General features: G+C 72.9%; 22 protein-coding genes and 1 pseudogene. 3 read left to right on the top strand and 20 right to left on the bottom strand.

Annotation, left to right across the window (positions count from 1 at the left end):
- Positions 1–21: 21 nt before the first annotated feature.
- From B056_RS46180 to rimP, 4 genes and pseudogenes are all read right to left on the bottom strand, one after another.
- Positions 22–165: pseudogene (locus B056_RS46180) on the bottom strand (translation initiation factor IF-2 N-terminal domain-containing protein); the annotation flags it as partial.
- A 232-nt stretch (positions 166–397) separates the two neighbouring features.
- Positions 398–718 carry a YlxR family protein gene (locus B056_RS37875; RefSeq protein WP_230203170.1) on the bottom strand — a complete coding sequence of 107 codons (321 nt, stop codon included), beginning with the start codon at positions 716–718 and terminating at the stop codon, positions 398–400.
- Between the two features lie 64 nt (positions 719–782).
- Complete coding sequence (nusA, locus tag B056_RS0124985; RefSeq protein ID WP_018504587.1) at positions 783–1,868, bottom strand: transcription termination factor NusA; 1,086 nt, start codon at positions 1,866–1,868, stop codon at positions 783–785.
- Positions 1,865–2,770 (bottom strand): ribosome maturation factor RimP, encoded by a 906-nt coding sequence (gene rimP / locus B056_RS0124980; RefSeq protein WP_026240116.1) that lies wholly within the window; start codon positions 2,768–2,770, stop codon positions 1,865–1,867. The genes nusA and rimP overlap by 4 nt, the downstream gene beginning before the upstream one ends.
- A 295-nt stretch (positions 2,771–3,065) precedes the next feature.
- Between rimP and B056_RS0124975 the strand changes: the two genes are divergently transcribed.
- Both B056_RS0124975 and B056_RS0124970 read left to right on the top strand, forming a co-directional pair.
- A complete protein-coding gene (locus B056_RS0124975) occupies positions 3,066–3,635 on the top strand; it encodes a hypothetical protein (protein WP_018504584.1) in 570 nt (189 codons plus the stop codon).
- Positions 3,632–4,090, top strand: a complete 459-nt coding sequence (locus tag B056_RS0124970; protein WP_018504583.1) for a DUF4439 domain-containing protein — start codon at positions 3,632–3,634, stop codon at positions 4,088–4,090. The genes B056_RS0124975 and B056_RS0124970 overlap by 4 nt, the downstream gene beginning before the upstream one ends.
- Before the next feature lie 16 nt (positions 4,091–4,106).
- Here B056_RS0124970 and B056_RS0124965 read toward each other — a convergent pair whose 3' ends face one another.
- From B056_RS0124965 to rpsB, 16 genes are all read right to left on the bottom strand, one after another.
- A complete protein-coding gene (locus tag B056_RS0124965) occupies positions 4,107–4,979 on the bottom strand; it encodes an HAD family hydrolase (protein ID WP_018504582.1) in 873 nt (290 codons plus the stop codon).
- A gap of 11 nt (positions 4,980–4,990) precedes the next feature.
- Positions 4,991–5,446 carry an RrF2 family transcriptional regulator gene (locus tag B056_RS0124960; protein ID WP_018504581.1) on the bottom strand — a complete coding sequence of 152 codons (456 nt, stop codon included), beginning with the start codon at positions 5,444–5,446 and terminating at the stop codon, positions 4,991–4,993.
- Positions 5,447–5,550: 104 nt separating this feature from the next.
- Positions 5,551–6,582 (bottom strand): ABC transporter permease, encoded by a 1,032-nt coding sequence (locus B056_RS0124955; RefSeq protein WP_018504580.1) that lies wholly within the window; start codon positions 6,580–6,582, stop codon positions 5,551–5,553.
- Positions 6,572–7,333: an ABC transporter ATP-binding protein gene (locus tag B056_RS0124950; protein WP_018504579.1), complete on the bottom strand. Its 762-nt coding sequence runs from the start codon at positions 7,331–7,333 to the stop codon at positions 6,572–6,574. The genes B056_RS0124955 and B056_RS0124950 overlap by 11 nt, the downstream gene beginning before the upstream one ends.
- A gap of 125 nt (positions 7,334–7,458) precedes the next feature.
- Positions 7,459–8,532 carry an ABC transporter substrate-binding protein gene (locus B056_RS0124945; RefSeq protein ID WP_026240115.1) on the bottom strand — a complete coding sequence of 358 codons (1,074 nt, stop codon included), beginning with the start codon at positions 8,530–8,532 and terminating at the stop codon, positions 7,459–7,461.
- A 289-nt stretch (positions 8,533–8,821) separates the two neighbouring features.
- Complete coding sequence (locus tag B056_RS0124940) at positions 8,822–9,673, bottom strand: GNAT family N-acetyltransferase (protein ID WP_018504577.1); 852 nt, start codon at positions 9,671–9,673, stop codon at positions 8,822–8,824.
- A 16-nt stretch (positions 9,674–9,689) separates the two neighbouring features.
- Positions 9,690–10,844, bottom strand: coding sequence for a flavodoxin-dependent (E)-4-hydroxy-3-methylbut-2-enyl-diphosphate synthase (gene ispG, locus B056_RS0124935; RefSeq protein WP_026240114.1), 1,155 nt, complete (start codon positions 10,842–10,844; stop codon positions 9,690–9,692).
- A 239-nt stretch (positions 10,845–11,083) separates the two neighbouring features.
- Positions 11,084–12,265, bottom strand: coding sequence for a M50 family metallopeptidase (locus B056_RS0124930; RefSeq protein ID WP_018504575.1), 1,182 nt, complete (start codon positions 12,263–12,265; stop codon positions 11,084–11,086).
- Positions 12,265–13,515 carry a 1-deoxy-D-xylulose-5-phosphate reductoisomerase gene (gene dxr / locus B056_RS0124925; protein ID WP_026240113.1) on the bottom strand — a complete coding sequence of 417 codons (1,251 nt, stop codon included), beginning with the start codon at positions 13,513–13,515 and terminating at the stop codon, positions 12,265–12,267. Before dxr ends, B056_RS0124930 begins: the two co-directional genes overlap by 1 nt.
- A 369-nt stretch (positions 13,516–13,884) precedes the next feature.
- Positions 13,885–15,282 carry an alpha/beta hydrolase family esterase gene (locus tag B056_RS0124920; RefSeq protein ID WP_018504573.1) on the bottom strand — a complete coding sequence of 466 codons (1,398 nt, stop codon included), beginning with the start codon at positions 15,280–15,282 and terminating at the stop codon, positions 13,885–13,887.
- A 2-nt stretch (positions 15,283–15,284) separates the two neighbouring features.
- Positions 15,285–16,442 carry a 23S rRNA (adenine(2503)-C(2))-methyltransferase RlmN gene (gene rlmN, locus B056_RS0124915; protein WP_018504572.1) on the bottom strand — a complete coding sequence of 386 codons (1,158 nt, stop codon included), beginning with the start codon at positions 16,440–16,442 and terminating at the stop codon, positions 15,285–15,287.
- A 51-nt stretch (positions 16,443–16,493) separates the two neighbouring features.
- Entirely contained in the window at positions 16,494–17,525 is a 1,032-nt protein-coding gene (locus B056_RS0124910) for a phosphatidate cytidylyltransferase (protein ID WP_154677229.1), read from the bottom strand.
- Between the two features lie 177 nt (positions 17,526–17,702).
- Positions 17,703–18,260: a ribosome recycling factor gene (gene frr, locus B056_RS0124905; protein ID WP_018504570.1), complete on the bottom strand. Its 558-nt coding sequence runs from the start codon at positions 18,258–18,260 to the stop codon at positions 17,703–17,705.
- On the bottom strand, positions 18,257–19,054 hold the full coding sequence (gene pyrH / locus B056_RS0124900; protein ID WP_035752689.1) for a UMP kinase: 798 nt from the start codon (positions 19,052–19,054) through the stop codon (positions 18,257–18,259). Before pyrH ends, frr begins: the two co-directional genes overlap by 4 nt.
- 319 nt (positions 19,055–19,373) lie before the next feature.
- Positions 19,374–19,988 (bottom strand): translation elongation factor Ts, encoded by a 615-nt coding sequence (locus B056_RS0124895; protein WP_018504568.1) that lies wholly within the window; start codon positions 19,986–19,988, stop codon positions 19,374–19,376.
- Between the two features lie 252 nt (positions 19,989–20,240).
- On the bottom strand, positions 20,241–21,206 hold the full coding sequence (gene rpsB / locus B056_RS0124890; RefSeq protein ID WP_018504567.1) for a 30S ribosomal protein S2: 966 nt from the start codon (positions 21,204–21,206) through the stop codon (positions 20,241–20,243).
- Positions 21,207–21,960: 754 nt separating this feature from the next.
- On the opposite strand from rpsB, the gene B056_RS37870 reads away from it, so the two are divergent.
- Positions 21,961–22,761: a peptidoglycan DD-metalloendopeptidase family protein gene (locus B056_RS37870; RefSeq protein WP_018504566.1), complete on the top strand. Its 801-nt coding sequence runs from the start codon at positions 21,961–21,963 to the stop codon at positions 22,759–22,761.

The following is a 22,761-nucleotide window of genomic DNA, read 5'->3' as shown; positions in this document are numbered from 1 at the left end:
GCCTTCCGCGGGGAAGGCCTCCTTCAGCTTGCGAACCACGGGTGCCTCGACTGTGGACGAGGCGGACTTCACGAACTCGCCGAGATCCTTGAGCTTGGCGAGCACGGTCTTGCTGTCGACGCCGAGCTCCTTCGCAAGCTCGTGTACGCGGGCCTTTCCTGCCACGGTGCTCCTTCTTTCGGCCCGCGGTCCGTGCCCGCGTGACCTCGTTACCTGCCGGTCGTGATCATGGCTGCGTTCTCACTGCGCGGTCATCGCTGTCTCGACCTGCTTCCGTGTCGACGTCGATCTGGCGTCGCCTGCCGGCGCGGCCACCCGGGACCGATCTCTCGGCCCTGGCCGCCGCTCCGCTGTCCTACCGGCCCCCGCGTCAGGACGCGCGGCCCGTACCACTGTTCTACATGCACACGTTGCGCGTGCGCTGTTCCAGGTGCGCTCTGACCTGCTTCAGCCCGAGCGGCCCCGCAACCCTGAGCGCCCGCGGGAACGCCTTGCGGCGCTCCGCGAGATCGACGCAGGCCAGATCGGGATGCACATGGGCGCCCCGGCCCGGCATTCGGCGGCGAGCATCCGGGAGGAGCTCCCCGCCGACAACGACGATACGCAACAGGCTCGACCGCGCCGCCCGGGTTCGACAACCGACACAGGTACGAATCGGCCCAGAGCCCTGGAGAGAACCCCGCTCGACGTTCGAACGTGATACTCGGTCGGGGATCACTCGAGAACTCTGGTCTGCAGTAGCACCTACACGAGTAGGCGCCGCACGGCGCGCCACCACAAGTCTATCCCGTTGCGCCCCGAGAGTGGCCGCCCGTCGCGGACGACCTCCGGGGCCCGGTTCCCGCCCCCGAACGACGGGGGGCCTCCCCTGCCGGCCGGTCCGCACGCGGCTCGCCACCCTCTGTGTCGGAATGGATGTCGATCCGCCATCCGGTCAGCCGGGCGGCCAGCCGAGCGTTCTGCCCCTCGCGGCCGATCGCCAGCGAGAGCTGGTAGTCGGGAACCACCACCCGGGCCGAACGGCTCGCCAGGTCGGTGACCTCGACCCGGGACACCCTCGCCGGCGAGAGCGCGCTGCCCACGAAGGACGCGGGATCCGCCGACCAGTCGACGATGTCGATCTTCTCGCCGTGCAGCTCCGCCATCACGGCACGCACCCGGCTGCCCATCGGACCGATGCAGGCGCCCTTCGGGTTCACCCCGGCCGCCTTCGAGCGAACCGCGATCTTCGTGCGGTGGCCGGCCTCGCGGGCGATCGCGGCGAGCTCGACCGTGCCGTCGGCGACCTCGGGCACCTCCAGCCGGAACAGGCCCTTCACCAGCTCGGGATGGGTCCGCGACAGGGTGACCGTCGGGCCGTGCATCCCACGGGCCACGTGCACCACGTAGCACTTGATCCGGTCGCCGTGCTCCAGGCGCTCGCCGGGAACCTGCTCGGCCGGGGGCAGCACACCCTCGATCGTGCCGAGGTCGACCAGCACGACACGGGAACCGGCCCGCTGCTCGTGATGCTGGACCACGCCCGAGACCACCTCGTGCTCCCGGTCGGCGTACTGACCGTAGGTGACCTCCTGCTGGGCCTCCCGCAGGCGCTGCATGATGACCTGCTTGGCGGTCATCGTGGCGATCCGACCGAAGTCCGCCGGGGTGTCGTCCCACTCGCGGGAGGTCCCGTCCGGGGCGCTCTCCCGCGCGAAGACCGCGACCTCGCCGCTGGTCCGGTCGATCACCACCCGGGCCTCGTCGGCGGATCCGGTGGTGTGCTTGTAGGCGGTCAACAACGCGGTCTCGATCGCCTCGACGAGTGTGTCGAAGGCGATCTCCTTCTCGCGCTCGATTCCCCGCAGCGCAGCGACGTCGAGCTTCACCGGTTCATCTCCTTGCCGGTCCGGCCGATCAGGCCCGCTTCCGTGTCCACGGCACCGTGATCTTCCTCTACCTCACCCGCCGCCGACGCGGCGGGGGCGCCACCGTCGGTGGCGCCGTCCTCGTCCTCAGGACCGTCCTCGTCCGCGGGCTCTTCCCCATCCTGAGGCTCGTCGTCGTCGTCGAGCTCGTCGTCGAGATCGAAGTCGCTCTCGGAGTCGAGGTCCAGGTCAACCCCGGCACCCGTGTCGGTGTCGGTGTCGGTGTCGGTGTCGCCGGTGTCGCCGTCGGCCGCCGACCCGAACTCGACCTGGACCGCCGCGCGTGCCACGGCCGAGTAGACGACCCGCTCGACCCGCCGGCGGACGGGACGCCCGCGCCGGGCCGGTGCCGTCGGCACGGCCAGGTCGGCGCCCTCGTCGTCGGCGGAGAGCACCCGGCCCGTCACCTCGACACCGTCGGCCCGGCGCACCTCCACCAGCCGGCCGACCGCGCGCAGCCAGTGCCGCGGCTCCACCAGCGGCCGGTCCACCCCGGGCGAGGTCACCTCGAGCACGTAGGGCCCGGAGATCGGGCTCGCACCGGAACCCGCGGCACCACCGGTGCCACCAGAACCACCGTCTTCGCCGTCCAGGACCGCCGACACCAGCCGGCTGGCGTCCGCGACGGCGTCGAGATCGATGCCGCCGTCCCGGTCCACGACGACGCGGACGACGCTGCGCGCCCCGGCCCGCGTGACCGAGAGGTCCTCGAGGTCGAAGCCGGCCGTCGCCAGGCTGGGCTCCAGGCGACTGCGCAGCTGCGCACGCACCGCGTCCGCGGCGGCCCGCGCTCCGCCCGTCCCCCGGGACGGCGCCGTCGACCGACGGACCCCCGCCCGGCCGGACTCTCCCGCCCTAGCCACCTCGCCCGTTCCTTCCCGCGCCGACGCGGCGCCCGTGCCCGTGGACCGCTCGGCCCCACCCGGTGTCACCCCGACCGGTGCCCTCGGTGAACCGGCCGCGGCAGCGGCGGAGATCGACGGCACCGTCGTCCCGGATGCGCGGGCCCATGGAAACGGGCGTCGAGCGTCACACGGTCGAGATCCTTAGCCTACGTCCGCCGCCGGAGCACTCCAATCGGGGCCCGGTCCGGCTCGCCCGTCGACCGGTGCCACCGGCGCGCCGACGGCGGCGCGCCGATGTGCGAAGCTGCCAGCCGTGCCCACCGCCGCCGGTCCCGGTCCGTCCCGCCGGGCCCTCCTGGCCGCGCTGCCGCTGGCCGGGACGGGCGGCCTGCTCCTCGCCGGGATGTCCGGCTGCACCACCTCGAGCAACGGTGCCCCCGCCAGCCGGGTGACCCCCGCCGACGTCACCGCCGCGGGAGCGGCGCGCACCCGGGAGACCGCGCTGATCGCGGCCTACGACAGCGCCATCGACCGGCATCCGGACCTCGCGCGGACGCTGCGGGCGATCCGCGCGCAGCACGCCGGGCACGCCCGCGAGCTGGCCGCCCGGGGCTTGCCCGAAGCCGCCACCACGACTCCCGCCACCACGACTCCGACGGCGACGGCGACCGCGACCGCGACCGCCGGCACGGACACTGCGCGGACCCTGGCCAGCACGCTGAACGCCCTGGCCGAGCTCGAGCGGACGACCGCCGCGGCGCACCGCGCCGGCTGCCTCTCCGCCGGCGCCGGCCTGGCCCCGCTGCTGGCGAGCCTGTGCGCGGCCGAGTCCGCGCACGCCGAACTCGTCACGGCACTGGGCGCGCCGGGGGCGGCCGGATGACCGCCGAGGACCCGGCGGTCGTCGCGCTGTCCGCGATGCTCGCGGCCGCGCACGCGGCGGTCTACGCGACGGCGACCGCGGGCGGGGTGCTCGCTCCGCTCGGCGCCGCCGCGGGACCGGCCCGCGAACTCGCCCGGGTGGCGCACGACGCTCACCGGACGCTGCGCGACACGCTGGTCGCCGCCCTGCGGGCCCGCGGGGCGACCCCGCCGGCCGCGCTCGCCGCCTACCAGCTGCCGGTCGAGCCGGCCGGTGTCGCCGGGTCGCTCGACCTGCTCGCCCGGGTCGAGGACCGCTCCGCCGTGGCCGCCCACGACGCGGTCGGCGTCCTCACCGGCGCCGACCGCGAGCTCGCCGTCGACGCCCTGGTGGCGATGACCCTGCGCGGCCAGCGCGCCCGCCTCGCCGCGGGGACCCCCGCGGACTCCGCCACCCCCGTGCTCCCCGGAAGCTGACCCGCTCCCGCGGCGATCAGAGGCGGGGCGCGGGGGACCCGGGCCCCGGTGCGCCGAGCAGGTCGAGGACGTCGAGCAGGTGCCCGAGGCGGCCGATCACCGCGTCCGCGACCATCGGCGCGGCGCCGTCCAGCGGGCCACCGCGCGCCGGACCGCCGTCCGGTGGATGGCCGTCCGCGACCAGCACCGCCCGCATGCCGGCCGCCCGCGCGCCGTGGATGTCCGTGCGCAGCCGGTCTCCGACGAAGACCACCCGGGACGGATCGGCGACGCCCAGCGCGTCCAGCACCGCCTGGAACGCGATCGGGTGTGGCTTGTCGAAGGGCAGATCGCTGGTGTAGATCCTGGCGTGGAACAGGTCGAGCAGGCCGTCGCGCTCGAGCAGGCTCTCGTGCCAGGCCCGCGGCCAGCGGGTGTTGGTGAGCAGGCCGACGAGCAGGCCGCGGGCGCGCACCAGGTGCACGAGCAGCAGCGCCTCGGGATCGCACACCGTGTGCGGGGTCCAGGCCACGAGGTCCCGCCGGCTCACCGCACGCAGCACGGCCGCGGCGACGTCCACGCCGAGGGTCGCGGAGGCGGCCGCCAGCAGCTCGGTGACCGACCCGGTCATCCCGCCCGCCGCGCCGTTGCCGGCCAGGCCGTCGCTGCCGTCCCGGGCCTGCCACCAGGCTGTCTCCAGGCCGGCCAGGATCGCGGTGATCTCCTCGGCGTGTGGGGGCGAGATCTCCAGCGCGGTCATCCGCCACAGGTCGAGCAGGTCGACGTCGTGGAAGAGGGTGAGCGTCCCGCCCCAGTCGAAGACCACGGCCGCGAGCGGCTCGCGGTCGCCCGGGAGGGGTGTCCCGGCGACGGCCGGCACCGCGTCCGGGGCGAACCAGGAGAAGCCCACCGGCGCCCGCGCTATCGGGTGACCCAGGCGTCAGGCTCGTCCCGCAGGTCACGGACGATGTCCGGCAGCTCACCGCTGGCGACGTCCGCGAGGGTCACAGACTCGAGTACCCGGCGCAGATTGACCCGGACGGCGATCCAGACGTCCTGCAGGTGCTTGGCCGCGCCCTCGTACTGGGCGTTCTCCGGCGGGCGGCCGCGCACGCTGGCCAGCGGGCCGTCGGTCGCCCGGATCACGGTCGCGATCGTGATCTCCTCGGCTGGGCGGCACAGCTGGTAACCGCCGTCGGCGCCGCGGCGGCTCTGCACGAGGCCGCTGCGGCGCAGGTCGGTGAGGATGTTCTCGAGGAAGCGCAGGGGAAGGTCCTGGGCCGAGGCGAGCGTCTCCCCCTTCACGAGGCTGCCGTCCGACGCGGCGAGCGTGAGCAGGGCCCGCAGTGCGTAGTCGGCTCGGGCGGAGATCTGCATGTCCCCCATCTTGCCGTCCGCACCGCGGGCGGGCTTCCCGTGGGCTCCTCCTGGCCGGCCGGACCGCCCGTCCGGCCGGCACCGGGCGAGGGCCGGACGGGTGGTCAGGCCGCTGACGTGTCCCTGCCGGAGAGTGGCCCGACCGGCCCGGTCGGCCCGGTCGGGTCCTCCTTCGGACGGCCGTTGCGGGGACGACGGGCCGCCCGCACCGCGGTCGAGCCCTCGGCGAGCAGCCCGCGGCGCTCACGCATCCGCCGGTCGAGGATGTTGAAGACCGCGTCGACGGCGACGCCGATCGCGAAGATCGTCAGCATCGACACCAGCACGCCGACGGTGTCCGAGAGGTCCCGGGCGTTCTGCAGGTCGGCACCGATCGAGGGATGCCCGGGCACGATGACGATCAGCTCACCGGCCATCAGGCTGCGCCAGGCGAACGCCCAGCCCTGCTTGAGCCCGGCGAGGACCGAGGGGAACGCCGCCGGCGCCACGACGTGGCGGTACAGCGTGAACCCGCGGGCGCCCATGCTGCGCCCGACCCGCACGAGCAGCGGCGGGACGTAGTCGACGCCGTAGATGACCCCGTTCGCCACGGACGGCGCGGCGCCCAGGACCACGACGAACATGATCGCGGATTCGTTGAGCTTGAACAGCAGGATCGCGAGCGGGACCCAGACCACCGACGGCATGGTCTGCAACGCGGTGATGAACGACCCCACCGCCGCGCGCAGCAGGCTGAACCGGGCGACCACCAGGCCGACGACCCCGCCGAGCACGACCGCCACCGCGTAGCCCTCGCCGGCGCGGGTGAGGGTGCGGCCGAACGCGTCCCAGAAGTCGGCGGTGCCGAGCTGGTCGAAGAACTCCGGCAGCGTGTCGCCGGGGCCGGGCAGCACATAGGTGGGCTTCCACCCCGACCAGACGACGATCTGCCAGGCCAGCAGGAACAGCACCAGCGCGGCGATCTTCGGCCAGGTGACCGACCAGATCCGGCCCGCGGCCGGCCGCCGGGACGTGACGGGGAGGTCGAGGGCGTCCAGGCCGGCGAGCGTCTCGTCGGACGTCCGCTGCGCCGGGGCGGCCGGTGCGCGGCCGGTGCCCAGGGAGACCCCGGAGACCGTGTCGGTGTCAGTGGCCATGCCGGGCGACCTCCTGCCGCAGCCGCGCCGTCACGACGGAGGCGAGCTCGGATACCTGGTGTTCGTCGATGCGGCGGGGACGGTCCATGTCGACGTCGAAGACCTCCGCGACCCGCCCGGGACGGGAGGAGAGCAGGACGATCCGGTCACCGAGGCGCACGGCCTCCCGGACGTCGTGGGTGACGAACAGGACGGTGACCCCGGTCTCCCGCCAGATCCGCTCCAGCTCGTCGTGGAGCAGGTCGCGGGTCATCGCGTCGAGGGCACCGAACGGCTCGTCCATGCAGAGGATGTCCGCCTCCTGGGCGAACGCCCGGGCGAGGCTGACCCGCTGCCGCATACCGCCGGAGAGCTCGTGCGGGCGGCGGTCGCCCTGGCCGGCCAGCCGCACCATGGCGAGCAGTTCGTCGACCCGGGCCCGGCGGGTCGCCTTCGGCACCCGGCGCAGCTTCAGCGGCACCTCGACGTTGCCGCCGGCGGTGAGCCAGGGCAGCAGGGCCGAGTCCTGGAACATCATCCCGACCCGGCGACCACCGGTGTCGACGGTGCCCGCCGACGGCCGGTCGAGCCCGGCGACCAGGCCGAGCAGGGTCGATTTACCGCAGCCCGACGCCCCCAGCAGACAGACGAACTCGCCCGGACGGACATCCAGGTGGATGCCGTCAAGGGCGTGGACCTGACCGGCGCCGGTACCGAAGACCCGGCTGACGCCGTCGATCCGCAGCGCCGTGTCCGTCGCGAGCGCGGTCACAGCTTGCTCCCCTCGGGTAGATCGTGATCCGGGTGCGGAACGGGCTGCGCGGCCGGTGTGGCACCGGCCGCGCGCCCCACTTCCCTTTTACTTACTTTGTCTGCTTTGTTTGTTTTGTTCGCCGCTTACTTGTCCGAGACCGCGGGGTCACCGGCGCCGGACAGCAGCTCATTGAGGATCTTCAGGTCGAAGATCCCGTCGAGCTTGGGGTCCTCGATGAGCCCGAGCTCCTCCTGGTGCGCAGCGGAGAGGAACAGCGACTTGGCGATCGGGTCCGGGGTGAAGGTCAGCGTCTTCCACGCCGAGGCGACGACGCCGGCGGCGAGCGGCTTGCCGGTGAGCTTGTCCAGGGCCTCGTTCGCGGCGGTCTGCCCGGCGGCCGGGTCGGCGTTGAGCTGGTCGATCGCCGCGATGTTGGCGGCGATGAGCCGGCGGACGATCTCCGGGTTCTTCTCCAGGTACTCGGTGCGGACAACCAGGAGGGTCGTCACGAACTTCCCGTCGGTGGCGGCCCACTCGTCGGCCTCGTTGACGAGCACCTTGCCGCCCTCGGCGACCAGCCGGGAGGCGATCGGCTCGGGCACCCAGGCTCCGTCGATGGCGCCGGACTTGAAGGCGTCGACCGTGACCGAGTTCTCCTGCGGGCGGATGGAGACGTCACCGCCGCCCTTGGTGTCGGTCACGAGCCCGTTCTTCTTCAGGTAGTACCGCAGCGCGACGTCCTGGGTGTTGCCGAGGCTCGGGGTCGCCAGCGTCTTGCCACGCAGCTGCTCGACCGAGGTGATCTCGGGCTTCACGACCAGGGCCGCCCCGCCGGAGGTGACGCCGGAGACGATCCGGATGGCCTCACCCTTGGACTTGATGAACGTGTTCACCGCCGGGTTCGGGCCGATGAAGCCGGCGTCGAGCGCGCCGGAGAGGATCGCCTCCGCCTCCGTCGTACCCGAGTTGAAGGTCGACGGCTCCAGCTTCACGCCGGAACCGAGCTCCTTGGCGAAGATGCCCTTCTCCACGCCGACGAGCGCCGGGGCGTGTGTGAGGTTCGGGAAGTACCCGAGCCGCAGGGTCCCGGTCACCTCCCCGGACGACGACACGGACTCTGTTCCCCCGTCGTCGCCCGAGCAGGCGGTGACCGCCAGCGCCAACGCACCGGCAGCAACCAGTGGCACGAACCGCCGCCACAGCCTCTTGGGCCTCATCACGTTTCCCTTTCCCACACGCACGGCGCCTTGCACAAAGTCGATCGAGCGCATCAAGTCGATTGGACACATCGGGAAAGCAAGGATGCCAGACCGGGGGTCTTCCCGTCACTGGAATTGACCCTCAGAGCACGGCTTCCCACCACGCGTGAACGCCCGGTCGCGCAGGGCGCTCGCGATTGGCGGGCGCCGGACGAAACCGGGCGGAAAAACACGCGGAACGTGGCCGCTGGAGTGCACGTCGGTCAACAGCGCGCCCCGGCCGGAACAGAGCTCTGATCAGAACGGGTCAGAACAGGATCGAGGCGAAGGTTCCCACCGGCTCGAACCCCACGCGCTCGTAGGCGCGCCGGGCGGGATGGTTGAAGTCGTTCACGTACAGGCTGACCACCGGGGCGAACGCCGCCTGGGCGAGGGCCACGACGCTGGCCGTCCCGGCGGCGCCGAGGCCGCGGCCACGCAGCGCCGGATCGACCCAGACGCCCTGGATCTGGCAGACGTCGCCGGCGACCGCGCCGATCTCGGCCTTGAACAGCACCCGGCCGTCCTCGATGTGCGCGAACGAGCGGCGCTGGCCGACGAACTCGGCGACCCGCGAACGGTAGAGCGCCCCGCCGTCCGCGCCGACCGGGGAGACGCCGATCTCCTCGGTGAACATGGCGATGCAGGCGGGGAGCAGCACGTCCAGCTCGTCCGGCCGGACCAGGCGAACCGCCGGGTCCGGGGCGATGAGCGGTGGGGCCTCGATCGCGAGTAACGGCTGGTCGGCGCGGATCTCCCGGGCCGGGCCCCACACCGGTTCCAGGTGCCGCCACATGGCGGTGACGGCCGAGCCGACGCCCACGATCGACGAGCAGCGGCGGCCCTGCCGGCGGGCCCGCTCGGCGAACAGCTTCGCCGAGGCCGGGCCCGCCGCCACGGGCCACAGGTTCGCGCCGGAATAACACACGGCCGTCAGGGTGCCGTCGACCGTGTGGCCCCATACCTCGGCGCCAAGGCGCCAGGGATCCAGACCACACGCCGCCACCCGCGACGCGACGAAGACATCGGCTACCGGGTTGCGGCCCAGCAGCTCGGTGACCGCGGAAAGATCCCGATCGTCGAGCAGCCGGGTCGGAGCGGAGCGAAGCGGCAGACCCATCCAGCCCTTCCAGGTACTAGGCCACGGACACCGACGGCGAGCCGGAGGCCGCGCCGTCGGCCTCCATCTGCTCGGCCAGCCGCATGGCCTCCTCGATGAGAGTTTCCACGATCTGCGCCTCGGGCACCGTCTTGATGACCTTTCCGCGCACGAAGATCTGACCCTTGCCGTTGCCGGAGGCAACGCCGAGGTCGGCTTCGCGGGCCTCACCCGGGCCGTTGACGACGCAGCCCATGACGGCCACCCGCAGCGGCACCTCCATGCCCTCCAGGCCGGCGCTGACCTCGTTGGCCAGGGTGTAGACGTCCACCTGGGCACGACCGCAGGACGGGCAGGAGACGATCTCCAGCTTGCGCTCACGCAGGCCGAGCGACTCCAGGATGGCCGAGGCGACCTTGACCTCCTCGATCGGCGGCGCCGACAGCGAGACCCGGATCGTGTCGCCGATGCCCTCGGACAGCAGCGCCCCGAAGGCCACCGCGGACTTCACGGTGCCCTGGAACGCCGGGCCCGCCTCGGTGACACCGAGGTGCAGCGGGTAGTCACAGGCCTGGGCCAGCAGCCGGTAGGCCTGAATCATGATCACGGGGTCGTTGTGCTTCACCGAGATCTTGATGTCTCGGAAGTCGTGCTCCTCGAACAGCGAGGCCTCCCACAGCGCCGACTCGACCAGCGCCTCCGGAGTGGCCTTCCCGTACTTCTCCAGCAGGCGCTTGTCGAGCGACCCGGCGTTGACCCCGATCCGAATCGGGGTGCCGGCCGCCTTGGCGGCGCGGGCGATCTCGCCGACCTTGTCGTCGAACTGCTTGATGTTGCCCGGGTTCACCCGCACCGCGGCGCAGCCCGCGTCGATCGCGGCGAACACGTACTTCGGCTGGAAGTGGATGTCTGCGATCACCGGGATCGGCGACTTACGGGCGATCGCCGCGAGCGCGTCGGCGTCGTCCTGGCTGGGCACCGCCACCCGCACGATCTGACATCCGGCGGCGGTGAGCTGGGCGATCTGCTGAAGGGTCGCGTTGACGTCCGAGGTCAGCGTGGTGCACATCGACTGGATGGAGACCGGGGCGTCACCTCCGACCGGGACGTTGCCCACGTGGATCTGCCGGCTGAGCCGCCGCGTTCCGACCGGACGAGGCGGAGCGGCGGGCATGCCCAGAGTTACGGTCACGATGTCCTCACTGGCGTGTCGGATGCTTGATCGTCAGATGGCGACCCGGCCAGGCCCGTCACGGACGGGATCGTCCGGGTCAGTCGGCGTTGCCCGGGCCGGTCAGCGTTGCCCGGGTCAGTCGGCGTCGTGCGGGGGCGGCGCACTCACGACGGCCAGACGCGACGCCCGCGCCGGAGTTACCGGCGACCGGAACGTCCGCGGACCACCACCGCGTGCCACCGCGGATACACCGCAGCTCACTGATTGATGCGGATGGGGTTGACGATGTCGGCGGACAGAATGATCAGACTGAACCCGACCAGAACGACGACCGTGGCGTACGTGGCTGGTAACAGCTTGGCGAAGTCCACCGGCTGCACCGGGCCTCGGTAGCCACGCAGCCGACGCAGGCCGTGTCGGGCCTGCTCGAAGCCGAGCACCGCGATGTGCCCACCGTCGAGCGGGAGCAGCGGCAACAGGTTGAAGATCCCGATGGCGAGGTTGATCGCGGCGACGAGGATCAGGAAACCGCGGATCCGGTCGGCCCAGCCGTCGTCCGCGGCGGCCACCTCACCACCGAGGCGGGCCGCGCCGACCACACTGATGAAACCGCTCTCGTCGCGGTTGTCACCGAAGATGCGGCCAATGTCATCGATCCGTTGGGTGAACGTCTCGTACATCCCGGTGAAACCGGAGCCGATGACCTTGAAGGTCTCGGGAACCGCCGAGAGCGGGCCGTAGTCGACGGTCTCCTGACCGGGGCTCACCCCCAGCGCGCCGACCGGGTCCTTGCCGGCCAGGCCGGTCGCGCGGTCGCGCAGCACCTGGACCAGGTCCGGCCGCAGCGTGACGTCCGCGCCGTCGCGGGACACCACGAGCACCGCCGGGCCCGACCCGTGATCGCGCACGAGCCGGGTGAACCTGTCCCAGGTGGTGACGGCCACACCGTCGAAGCTCACCACCCGGTCGCCGACCCGCAGCCCGGCTGCCGCCGCCGGCCCCGGGCCGGTGCAGGCGGACGTCGTCGCCACACAGCTCGTGTGCCCGATCTTCGTCTCGCTCGTCTGGGTGGTGCCGAGAGTGACCAGCACACCGTAGATCAGCACGATCGCGATGACGAAGTGCACGAACGACCCGGCCGACATCACCACCAGCCGGGCGTGCGCCCGCGCCTTGTAGAAGGCACGGGGCTCGTCCGCCGGGTCGATCTCCTCGAGGGAGGTCATTCCCTCGATCTTGACGAACCCACCGGCGGGGATGGCCTTGATGCCGTACTCGGTCTCCCCGCGCTGCTTCGACCACAGGGTGGGGCCGAAGCCGACGAAGAACCGGGACGCCTTCATCCCGAAGTAGCGGGCGGTGACGAAGTGCCCCGCCTCGTGCAGGACGACCGAGACGAACAGGGCCAGGACGAAGGCGACGATGCCCAGAGTTGCCATCAACCATGTCCTCCGGCCGCCACGGGATGCCCACCGGCCCGCTCGATCAGGCGGTTCGCGGCGGCGCGGGCCTCACGCTCGACGGCGAACACCTCGTCCAGCGTCGGACGGGCGATCACCTCGTGTGCCTGCACCACCTCGGCCACCAGGTCGACGATACGGACGAACGGCAGCTGCCCGGCGAGGAAGGCCGCGACGGCCTCCTCGTTCGCCGCGTTGAACACGGCCGGCGCGGTGCCGCCGAGGCGGCCCGCCGTCCGGGCGAGGTCGACCGCGGGGAAGGCGACGGTGTCCAGCGGCTCGAAGGTCAGCGACTGGGGCCGGGTCCAGTCCATCGGCGGCTGGGCCAGCGGCACCCGGTCCGGCCAGCCCAGGGCCAGCGCGATCGGGAGCCGCATGTCCGGCGGCGACACCTGGGCGATGGTCGACCCGTCGTTGAACTCGACCATCGAGTGGACCAGCGACTGCGGATGGACGACGACGTCGATGTCGTCGTACGGCACACCGAAGAACAGGTGGGCCTCGATCAGCTCCAGGCCCTTGTTCATCAGTGTCGCCGAGTTGATCGTGACCAGCGGCCCCATCGCCCAGGTCGGATGGGCCAGTGCCTGCTCCCGGGTGACCCCGGCCAGTTCGTCCCTGCTCCGGCCACGGAAGGGCCCGCCGCTGGCGGTCAGCACCAGCTTGTGGACTTCCTCACGCCGGCCCCCGCGCAGGCACTGCGCGAGCGCCGAGTGCTCGGAATCCACCGGGACGAGCCGGTCCGGGTTGCCGCCGAGCGCGTCGAGCACCAGCGGACCACCCGCGACCAGCGACTCCTTGTTCGCCAGCCCCACCGTCGCGCCGGCCTTGAGAGCCGCCAGCGTCGGCGCGAGCCCGACCGAGCCGGACACCCCGTTGAGGACGATGTCCGCCGGCCAGGACGCGATCTCGACGGCCGCGTCCGGCCCCGCGAGGATCTTCGGGACGGCGAACTCGCCACGGCGGTAGCCGCGCTTGGACGCCTCCGCGAAGAACGCGAGCTGAAGGTCCTGCGCCGACGAGGCCGCGGCCACACCGACCGCCTCGACCCCCAGGTCGAGCGCCTGCGCCGCCAGCAGGTCGACCCGCGACCCGCCTCCCATCAGCGCCACCACCCGGAACCTGTCCGGGTTGCGGCGTACGACATCTATCGCCTGAGTCCCGATCGAGCCGGTGGACCCGAGCAGAACAACCTCACGTTGGACCGAAGCCTCCGCCACGCCGCCTATTCTCGCAGGCCCTTCGGCGCTTCGACCGAGGCCTGTTCGGTTCCTGACAGGTGAGGCCCGAAGGTGCGCAATGGGTGTAGCCGTGCCTACGAATGGTCAACATCCGGAGCACCCCGGTGTGACCTGTCCGTCCCTGTCCGCGCCCATCGCCGGCTACTCGTTCACCGGGTGTGACCTGTGGGTTCATTCCCCGGCCCGGTCTCAGCGGAACCATCACCGGGTGCGATGTGCCCGTCGGTGCCCTCGTCCACCGCCCGCGGAACCATCACCGGGCGTGTCGCGCCCGTCGGTGCCCACGCCCGCCGCCCACGGCGCCAGTGCCGGGGGCGGGGGGCCGCCGGACCCCCGCCCGCTACCCACGGGCGGGGGCTATCCGCCGCCCGCGGGCGCCTCGCCGGTCGGTGTCGCGCTCGCGGTCGGGCCGGGCGGCACCGACGGTGCCGGGGCGGGATCGTCACTCGCCCCGGTCGGCGTGGGCTCGGGCTGGTCACCGGGCGCCGCCGAGGCGGACGGGGTGGCCGAGGGAGCCCCCGCCGGCGGCTGGGTCGTCGCCGTGGCGCCGCCCGCGCCCGCGCCGCCCGCCGCGGGCGCGCCGCCGCCCGAGGTCCCGCCGGTCACCGTCCGGCCGTCCGCCGGGTGGCCGCTGAAGAAGGCCAGTGCCACGACGGTCGCGCTCAGGTTCGTCACCGTGCCGCCCAGCTCGGGTCGCGGCGCCGCGCCCGGCCAGGTGTGCCCGCCGCCCTGCATCGCCAGGGCGCCGACGTCCTTGCCCGCCGGGCAGGTCGTCCAGGCGGTCCGTGCGACATGGGTGAAGTCCTGCGCCGTCGAGTGCTCGCCGCCGCAGCCGAGGGCGCGGGCGTACCGGTCGGTACGGGCCTCCACCGGCTGGGCGACCAGCCCGTCGTAGGGCGCGGTACGGGCCTGGCCCCCACCGTTCCACGGCGCGATCCGGTCCTCGGTGCCGTGCAGCTCCAGCAGGCTGGCCCGCGGCGCGGCACAGCCGTCCGGCAGCCGGCTCGACGCGACCGTGACCACCGCGGCGAAGCGGTCGGGCAGCGCGCAGGCCAGCGCGAGAACCATGTCGGCACCGTCGGAGAAGCCGCTGGCGAAGACCCGTTTCGGGTCCAGGCACATCCGGCCGGTCAGGTCGTTGAGCAGCGCGCCGACGAAGAGGACGTCATCGGGGCCCACCTTCGCCAAGCGGGTGAAGTTCCACCGGTTCGACGCCCCGACCGGGGTGGCGACGGCGTAGCCGGCCCGGGTACCGCTGTCCGCCATCTGGGTGTACTGCTCGAGTTCCTGGGCGGGCTGCCCGTAGCCGTGCAGGTTCAGCACCAGCGGCAGCGCGGCACCCGCCCCGCCGCCCTGCGGCACGGCCAGCAGGAACTGGCGGTCGACGTCGCCGACGTGCACGGTCTCGGTGGTGACGCCCGCTGGCAGGCTGCTGCCGGTCTCGCAGCCGCTGCGCGGAGGCGGCGGGACGGTCGGTGCCGCCACGGCGGCGGGCCCGCCGGAGGCCCCGCCCACTCCGCCCAGCGCGGACGCGACCGGCGACGAGGAGCCGGTCTCCTCCCCGGGATCCTGCGACATCGCGTACCACACTAGGAGCAGGAGCACCCCCGCCGCCGCGGTCAGCGGCAGCCACAGCGTGTTCGCCGGGCGCGACCCGTACCGCAGCGCGCTGGACCGGGCCAGCCCCTGCCGGGCGGTACCGCCCCCGGCCCGCCCGTGGCTGCGCCGGCGCCCGGCGGAGTTCCCCGTCGCCACGACTACCGACCTGCCCGCGAACGCACCGGGGGCTCCGCGGCGAGCTGCCCGCAGGCGGCGGCGATCTCCCGGCCCCGGGTGTCCCGGACGGTGGCCGCCACCCCGCGGGCCCGCAGGCGGTCCACGAAGACGCGCTGGCCGCGCGGGGCGCTCGCCTGCCAGGACGAGCCGCCCGTCGGGTTGAGCGGGATGAGGTTCACGTGCGCGAGCTGGCCGACCAGCAGGGCGGCCAGCGCGTCCGCGCGCTCGGGCGAGTCGTTGACCCCGTCGATCAGGGCGTACTCGATGCTCACCCGCCGGCCCGTCACCCGGGCGTACTCCCAGGCGGCGGCGAGCACCTCGGCCACCGGCCAGCGGGTGTTGATCGGGACGAGCTGGTCGCGCAGCTCGTCGTCCGGCGCGTGCAGGGACACGGCGAGGGTCACCGGCAGCCCCTCACCGGCGAGCCGGCGGATCGCCGGGACCAGGCCCACCGTGCTGACCGTGAGCCCACGGGCGGACAGGCCGAGCCCGTCGGGCGCCGGATCGATGAGACGGTGCAGGGCGGCGAGGAGGGCGGCGTAGTTCGCCAGCGGCTCCCCCATGCCCATGAACACCACGTTCGACAGCCTGCCGGGGCCACCGGGCAGGCCACCCTCGGCCGTCGTGCGGGCCGCCATCGTTCGAGCCGCGTCCACCACCTGTTCGACGATCTCGGCGGTCGAGAGGTTGCGGGTCAGCCCACCCTGGCCCGTCGCGCAGAACGGGCATCCCATGCCGCAGCCCGCCTGGCTCGAGACGCAGACCGTCGCCCGCTGCGGGTAACGCATCAGCACCGACTCGATCTTGGCGCCGTCGACGGTGCGCCAGACGGTCTTGCGGGTCTGGCCGTCGTCGCAGTCGAGGGCGGTGGCCGGCGTGAGCAGCCGCGGCAGCATCGCCTCGACGAGCGCCGGCCGGACCGTGGCCGGCAGGTCCGTCATCAGGTCGGCGTCGTCGGCGCGAAGGTGGCGGGTGAAGTAGTGGCGGGCCAGCTGGTCGGCGCGGAACGCCGGCAGGCCCAGTGACACGGCCACGGCCCGCCGCTCGTCCCGGGAGAGGTCCGCGAGGTGGCGCGGCGGCCTGGACCGCCCTGACACCAGTGGCAGGAGGTTTCCGGATTCGGCGGTCGTGGCTGTCATGGCCAGTCCAGTCTGCCAGGAGCCCCGGGCACGCGACGAACCGGTGATCGGTCAGCCGAGGAACGCGGTGATGAGCAGCCAGGCGACGGGCGCCGTGCACAGCAGTGAATCCAGCCGGTCCATGAGGCCGCCGTGGCCGGGCAGCAGGTTGCCCATGTCCTTGATGCCGATGTCCCGTTTGAGCAACGACTCGCCGAGGTCGCCCACGGTCGCCGTGCAGGCGACGGCGACGCCGAGCAGCGCGCCCTGCCAGATCTCGGCGCCCAGCGGCCAGGCCATCAGCACGCTGGCGACGACGACGCAGCCCACCACCGATCCGGCGAAACCCTCCCAGGACTTCCCGGGCGACACACTGGGCGCGAGCTTGTGCCGGCCGCCCGAGAGCACACCCGCGGTGTAGCCGCCGATGTCGCTGGCCACGACGGTCCCGAGGAACGCGATGGTGCGCCAGTGGCCGTCCGGGGCGGAGGTGAGCAGGGTGGCGAACCCGGCAGGGAAGCCGACGTACGCGGAGGTGAACGCGCAGGCCGCGGCATCTCGCAGCCGTGCCTGACGCCCGCTGCCGGGCCGCCCGCCGCCGGCCGGGTCACGCACCGCGCGGACGGCGAGGGCGGCCAGGGTCGTGCCCGCGAGCGCGAGCACGAGGCCGTTGGTGCCGGCCGTGTACGCGGCCACGGGCATCGCGATCGCCCCGGCGGCCAGCGGGACGAGCGGCACGCTCATCCCCGCGACGTGCAGCGCGCGCACTACCTCGTAGGTGCCGACCGCCACGGCGGCGCTGACCACGGCGACCCAGATCGGATACAGCGTGAACAGCGGGACGAGGATGACCGCGCCCAGCACGACCCCGACGGCGATCGCCGCGGGCAGATCGCGCCCGGCCCGGATCACCCGCCGCCCGTTCCCGGGCGCGCGGCCGGCGGACGGGCCGGGGTCGACCGGTACCGGGTCAGCCGCGGCCGGGTCGACCGGAGTCGAGTCCGTCGGGACCGGGCCGGCCGGGGCCAGGTCGACCGGGGTGGGGTGCACCGGCGGGTCGTCGGCATCTCCCCGCCCGTCGGGTGGGTCCGCGCGGTCAGTCACGGAGCTGTCCTCGGGAGGGACTCCCAGGGCCGAGACGCTCACGGCGCCGTGCGGTCCGCCGTCCACCGACCGTCCGGCGGCTCGCCGACGGGACGGAGACGGAGACGGGGAACCGGGCGCGGGGGCCGGGACAGCGGATGGGCACGGCGTCGCACGCGGACGGGCGCTGGTCGGGAGTCAGACCGACAACAGGTCCGACTCCTTGATGCGGAGCAGCTCGTCAACCTGGTTGACGTAACGGTGGGTGGCCTCATCGAGGTCCTTCTCCCCGCGGCGGCCCTCGTCCTCGCCGGCCTCGCCGTCGCGGACGATCCGGTCGATCGCGTCCTTGGCGTGCCGGCGGACGTTGCGGATACTGACCCGGGCCTCCTCGGCCTTGGTGCGGGCCACCTTCACCAGGTCACGACGGCGCTGCTCGGACAGCTCCGGGAAGACGCACCGGATGATCGTCCCGTCGTTGCTCGGGTTGACCCCGAGGTCCGAGTCACGGACGGCCTTCTCCACCGCACCCAGCGACGACTTGTCGTACGGGGTGATGATGACCATGCGCGGCTCGGGGATGTGGAACGAGGCGAGCTGCTGCACCGGCGTCGGCGCGCCGTAGTAGTCCACCAGGACCTTTCCGAACACCGCCGGCGTGATCCGCCCCGTGCGGATGTTGGCGAAGTCGTCCTTGGCGACCGAGACGGCCTTGTCCATCTTCTCCTCGGCCTCGAGGAGCGTGTCGTCGATCACCGCGTACCTTCCGTTCCGTACGTCTCGACTCCGACCAGCGTGCCGATCTTCTCACCCCGGACGGCGCGGGAGATGTTCCCCTCGGTCAGGAGGTCGAAAACGACAATGGGCAGGTCGTTGTCCATGCACAGGCTGATCGCGGTCGCGTCCATGACCTTCAGGCCGCGCGCGAGGACCTCGCTGTAGCTGAGGCTGTCGAACCGGACGGCGCCGGCGTTCGTCGCCGGGTCGGAGTCGTAGACCCCGTCGACCTTCGTCGCCTTGAGCACCGCCTGCGCCTTGATCTCCAGCGCCCGCTGGGCGGCGGTGGTGTCCGTCGAGAAGAACGGTGCCCCCAGGCCGGCGCCGAAGATGACCACCCGGCCCTTCTCCAGATGCCGGATCGCCCGCAGCGGCAGGTAGGGCTCGGCGACCTGGCCCATGGCGATCGCCGTCTGCACGCGGGTGACGATCCCCTCGCGCTCCAGGACGTCCTGCAGGGCCAGGCAGTTGATGACCGTGCCCAGCATGCCCATGTAGTCGGCGCGGGCCCGGTCCATGCCCCGCTCGGCCAGCGCCTGGCCGCGGAACATGTTGCCGGCCCCCACGACTATGGCGACCTCGATCCCCGAGCGGCTCACCTGGGCGATCTGGCGCGCGATCGTCGCCAGCGTCACCGGGTCGATCCCGAGCGGCTCACCGCCGGCGAAGGCCTCGCCGGAGAGTTTCAGCAGAAGGCGGGTCCACCGCGGCCCGGGCTCGGCGCGGGCGGCGGGATCCACCCTTCCAACGGCACTGTCGGCGTCATCGGTCACGGGCGGCTCCTTCGCCGGCGGCCGGGATCAGCGGCCAAGGATGTTCATGCTGACAGCAGTCTGCCGCACGCCTCCGGCACGGCTGCCCGTGGCCCCGCGTGGCGCGTCGACCAGCTCGAACCGTGGTGCGGCTCGAACCGTGACAGGCCCGGCCGCCGCACCCGGACCGAACGGACCCGCGGCGCCACGGACCGGCGACGCCAGGAACCGACGGTACTAAGAACCGACGGCCGAACGGACCACCGGCCGGACGCCCGCGGAGATTCTCCCCCGCCGGGTGCCCGGCCGTGTCACGTCACCTGACGCCGTGCGCTCGCGCTCAGGCCTGCTTGATGTTGAACCGGGCGAACCGGCCCACTTCGATCTTCTCACCCAGCGCGGACCCGGCCTGCTCCAGCAGCGCGCGGATCGTCAGCTTGCCGTCCTTGACCCAGGGCTGGTCCAGCAGGACGACGCTCTTGACGTACCCGTTGACCCGGCCCTCGACGATCTTCGGGATGGCCTTGTCGTTCTTGCCCTCTTCGCGGGCGGCCGCCTCGTAGATCTTCCGCTCCTGCTCGATCACCTCGTTCGGGATCTGCTCGGCGGTCACGTACAGCGGGTCCGCCGCGGCGATGTGCTGGGCGAGGTCCCGCGCGAGCTGCTTGAAGTCGTCGGTCTTGGCGACGAAGTCGGTCTCGCAGCGCAGCTCGATGAGCACGCCGAGCGTCGGCGGGAGCTGCGGGTCGGTGCGGTGCAGGTACGACTCGACCAGCCCGTTCGCCGTGCTGCGGCCCGCCCGCTTGGCGACCTGCGCGAGGCCCTTCTCGCGCAGCCAGGACTTGGCCTTCTCGAAGTCACCGTCGTGGTCGACGAGCGCCTTCTTGACGTCGCTCATCCCCGCGCCGGTCAGTTCCCGGAGCTTACGGATGTCGGCGGCTGTGATGTCTGCCATGGTGCTCTTCTCGTCAGTTCCGATTGCTGGCGATGGTGGGCGTGCTGCCTCGGCGCCGAAACACACGCGACGCCGCCGCGCGGAAGCGCCCCCGGGACCGCCGTCGCCCGCCCGCGGCGGTCGGCGGCCGTCCTCCGGAGGTCGCCCCCGCCCCGACAGTCACCCGGACGGCCCTGTCGGGGCTGGAACGGGTTCTCCGGGGGGCGTGACAACGCCCCCCGGAGAACCCGTGTGAGACCAGGGTGTGTCAGATCAGACGGCGGTGCCGACCGCGTCCGGCTGGGGCTGCTCCTGGGCGGCCGGCTCGACAGCGGCCGGCTCGACGGCGGCCGGCTCGACAGCGGCCGGCTCGACAGCGGCGACCGCCTCGGTCGGCTCGGCGGTCTCGGTCGGCTCGGCGGTCTCGGTCGCCACCGGGGCGGCGGGCGCCTCGGCCGTGGTGTCCCCGCGCAGCAGGGCCTGCTCCCACTCGGCGAGCGGCTCCTCGCCGGTGGACGGCTCCGGCTTGGCCTCGGCGTTGCTCGACGCGCCGGCCCGCGACATCAGGCCCTCGGCCACCGCGTCGGCGACGACACGGGTCAGCAGCGCGGCGCTGCGGATGGCGTCGTCGTTGCCCGGGATCGGGTAGTCGACCTCGTCGGGGTCGCAGTTGGTGTCGAGGATCGCCACGACCGGGATGCCCAGCTTGCGGGCCTCGCCAACGGCGATGTGCTCCTTCTTCGTGTCCACGACCCACACCGCGCTCGGCACGCGGGCCATGTCGCGGATACCACCGAGGGTGCGCTCGAGCTTCGCCTTCTCCCGGGTCAGGACGAGCTGCTCCTTCTTGGTCCGCACCTCCGTGCCACCGGTCAGCTCGATCTCCTCGAGCTCCTTGAGCCGCTGGAGCCGCTTGTAGACCGTGGAGAAGTTGGTCAGCATCCCGCCGAGCCAACGCTCCTTGACGAAGGGCATGCCGACCCGCTGGGCCTGCTCCTCGATCGCCTCCTGTGCCTGCTTCTTCGTCCCGATGAAGAGGACGGTGCCGCCGTGGGCGACCGTCTCCTTGACGAAGTCGTAGGCGCGGTCGATGTACGACAGCGTCTGCTGGAGGTCGATGATGTAGATGCCATTGCGCTCGGTGAAGATGTAGCGCTTCATCTTCGGGTTCCAGCGCTTGGTCTGGTGCCCGAAGTGCACGCCGCTCTCAAGGAGCTGCTTCATGGTGACGACGGCCATGATCCGTCGCTCCCTTCCCGCCCGGCCCGCCGGCCGGGACGCCTCGGTTGTGACGGCCCCGACGGAAAGCCGGAGCCCCTGACGCCCGGATGGCCATGGCCGCCGCGAGGCGACGGACCGAGGAGGCCCTCCCGGTCAGTGCCGGGAGTGGGCGTGCGAACTGAGCCCGTGAACGGTGAGAGGTCGACCGAACGACCGCCACCCGACCGCCACCGGATACGCACCTGACACCTATGACGCTGAGGCAAACCGCCAAAACCCCACAGCGCCGGGAACGCACCGACCAACGGACTCCGTGACGATGATACCCGGCCGCGGTGGCCACTCCTCGGACCGGCGACGCCGGCCCCCACCCGCCCCTCGGCCCAGCTCAGCGCGGGACGCGCCCGCACGGTGGAGCCCGCCTCCCCGCCTACCGCCCTCGGTGGCCGCGACGCCCGGCCCTGGGTCTCAGGAGACACCCTGAGACACCGTCTTCGGTCTTTCATTTCTGGTTATCCACATTTGCCATTGGCTGGCTGTATTTGCCGCCGCCTGCTCGCATCCTGGAGTTGCTGGCGAACCGAGCCCCCGCGAGCCAGCAGGCGGCGGCCGGACCCACCCCGATCGGGTCCGGCCGCCGTCCTCCGCACCGTCCACGGAGCCCTGCTCCCCCAACCCCGCCCGCGGCGGCACTCAGGGCCGCTCACGGCCACTCATGGCCGCTGTGTCGGGCCGCCCCGCGGTCGGCCGCCGAACCCGGAGGCGAATCGCCGTGCCCCACCCGCCACGCTTCGACCCGCGCTGGCTCGTGATCCCCGCGCTCGCACTGATGATCGCCCTGGGCTGCCCCGGGCGGCTACCGGTCCGCGGGTCGTTCGGCGCGGGCGTGCCGGACATGCTGACCGCTCCGGTGGCGTCGACACCGCCAGCGACGGCCGCGATCCCTGCCCCGCCGACGAGCCCGGTCGCCATGGCCTCGGGATCGTCCGCCGACTCGCCCGCGACGACGGTGGCGATCCCGCGGGCGGCCTCCTCAGCGCCCGCGGCACCCGTAGCACCCGTGGCGGGCGCCGTCTCCCCGAGTGGGCTGACGTTCGCGGCGCCGGCCGCGCCCACCGCCGGCACCCCGGTCCCGGTCCCGGTGCCCGCACCGGACGGCGGGCGGAGTTGGCGCTGGCCGCTGCCGGAGCCGGTCGTGGTGGCCGGGATCTTCCGCGCTCCCGCGCAGCCCTACGGCCCGGGCCACCGGGGGGTGGATCTTCGTTCCGAGCCCGGTGCCGAGGTCCGGGCCGCGCGGTCGGGTGTCGTCGGGTTCGTCGGATGGGTCGGCGACAGATGGGTCGTGACGGTGGTTCACGGAGCGCTGCGGACCACCTACGAGCCGGTACGCCCCCTCGTCCGCGCCGGCCAGCCGGTCAGCGACGGCGATCGGCTCGGGCTCCTCGAAGCCGGCCACCCGGGCTGCCCGGGTGCCGCCTGCCTGCACTGGGGCGTGCTGCGCGGGTCCGAGTACCTCGATCCCCTCTCCTTCTTCCGCCGGGTCCCGCCACGGCTGCTGCCCCTGGGTGACTGA

The organism is Parafrankia discariae, from assembly GCF_000373365.1.
Lineage (GTDB): Bacteria > Actinomycetota > Actinomycetes > Frankiales > Frankiaceae > Parafrankia > Parafrankia discariae.
Note: the sequence above shows the minus strand (reverse complement) of the source record. Positions and strands in the feature narration are given on the sequence as shown.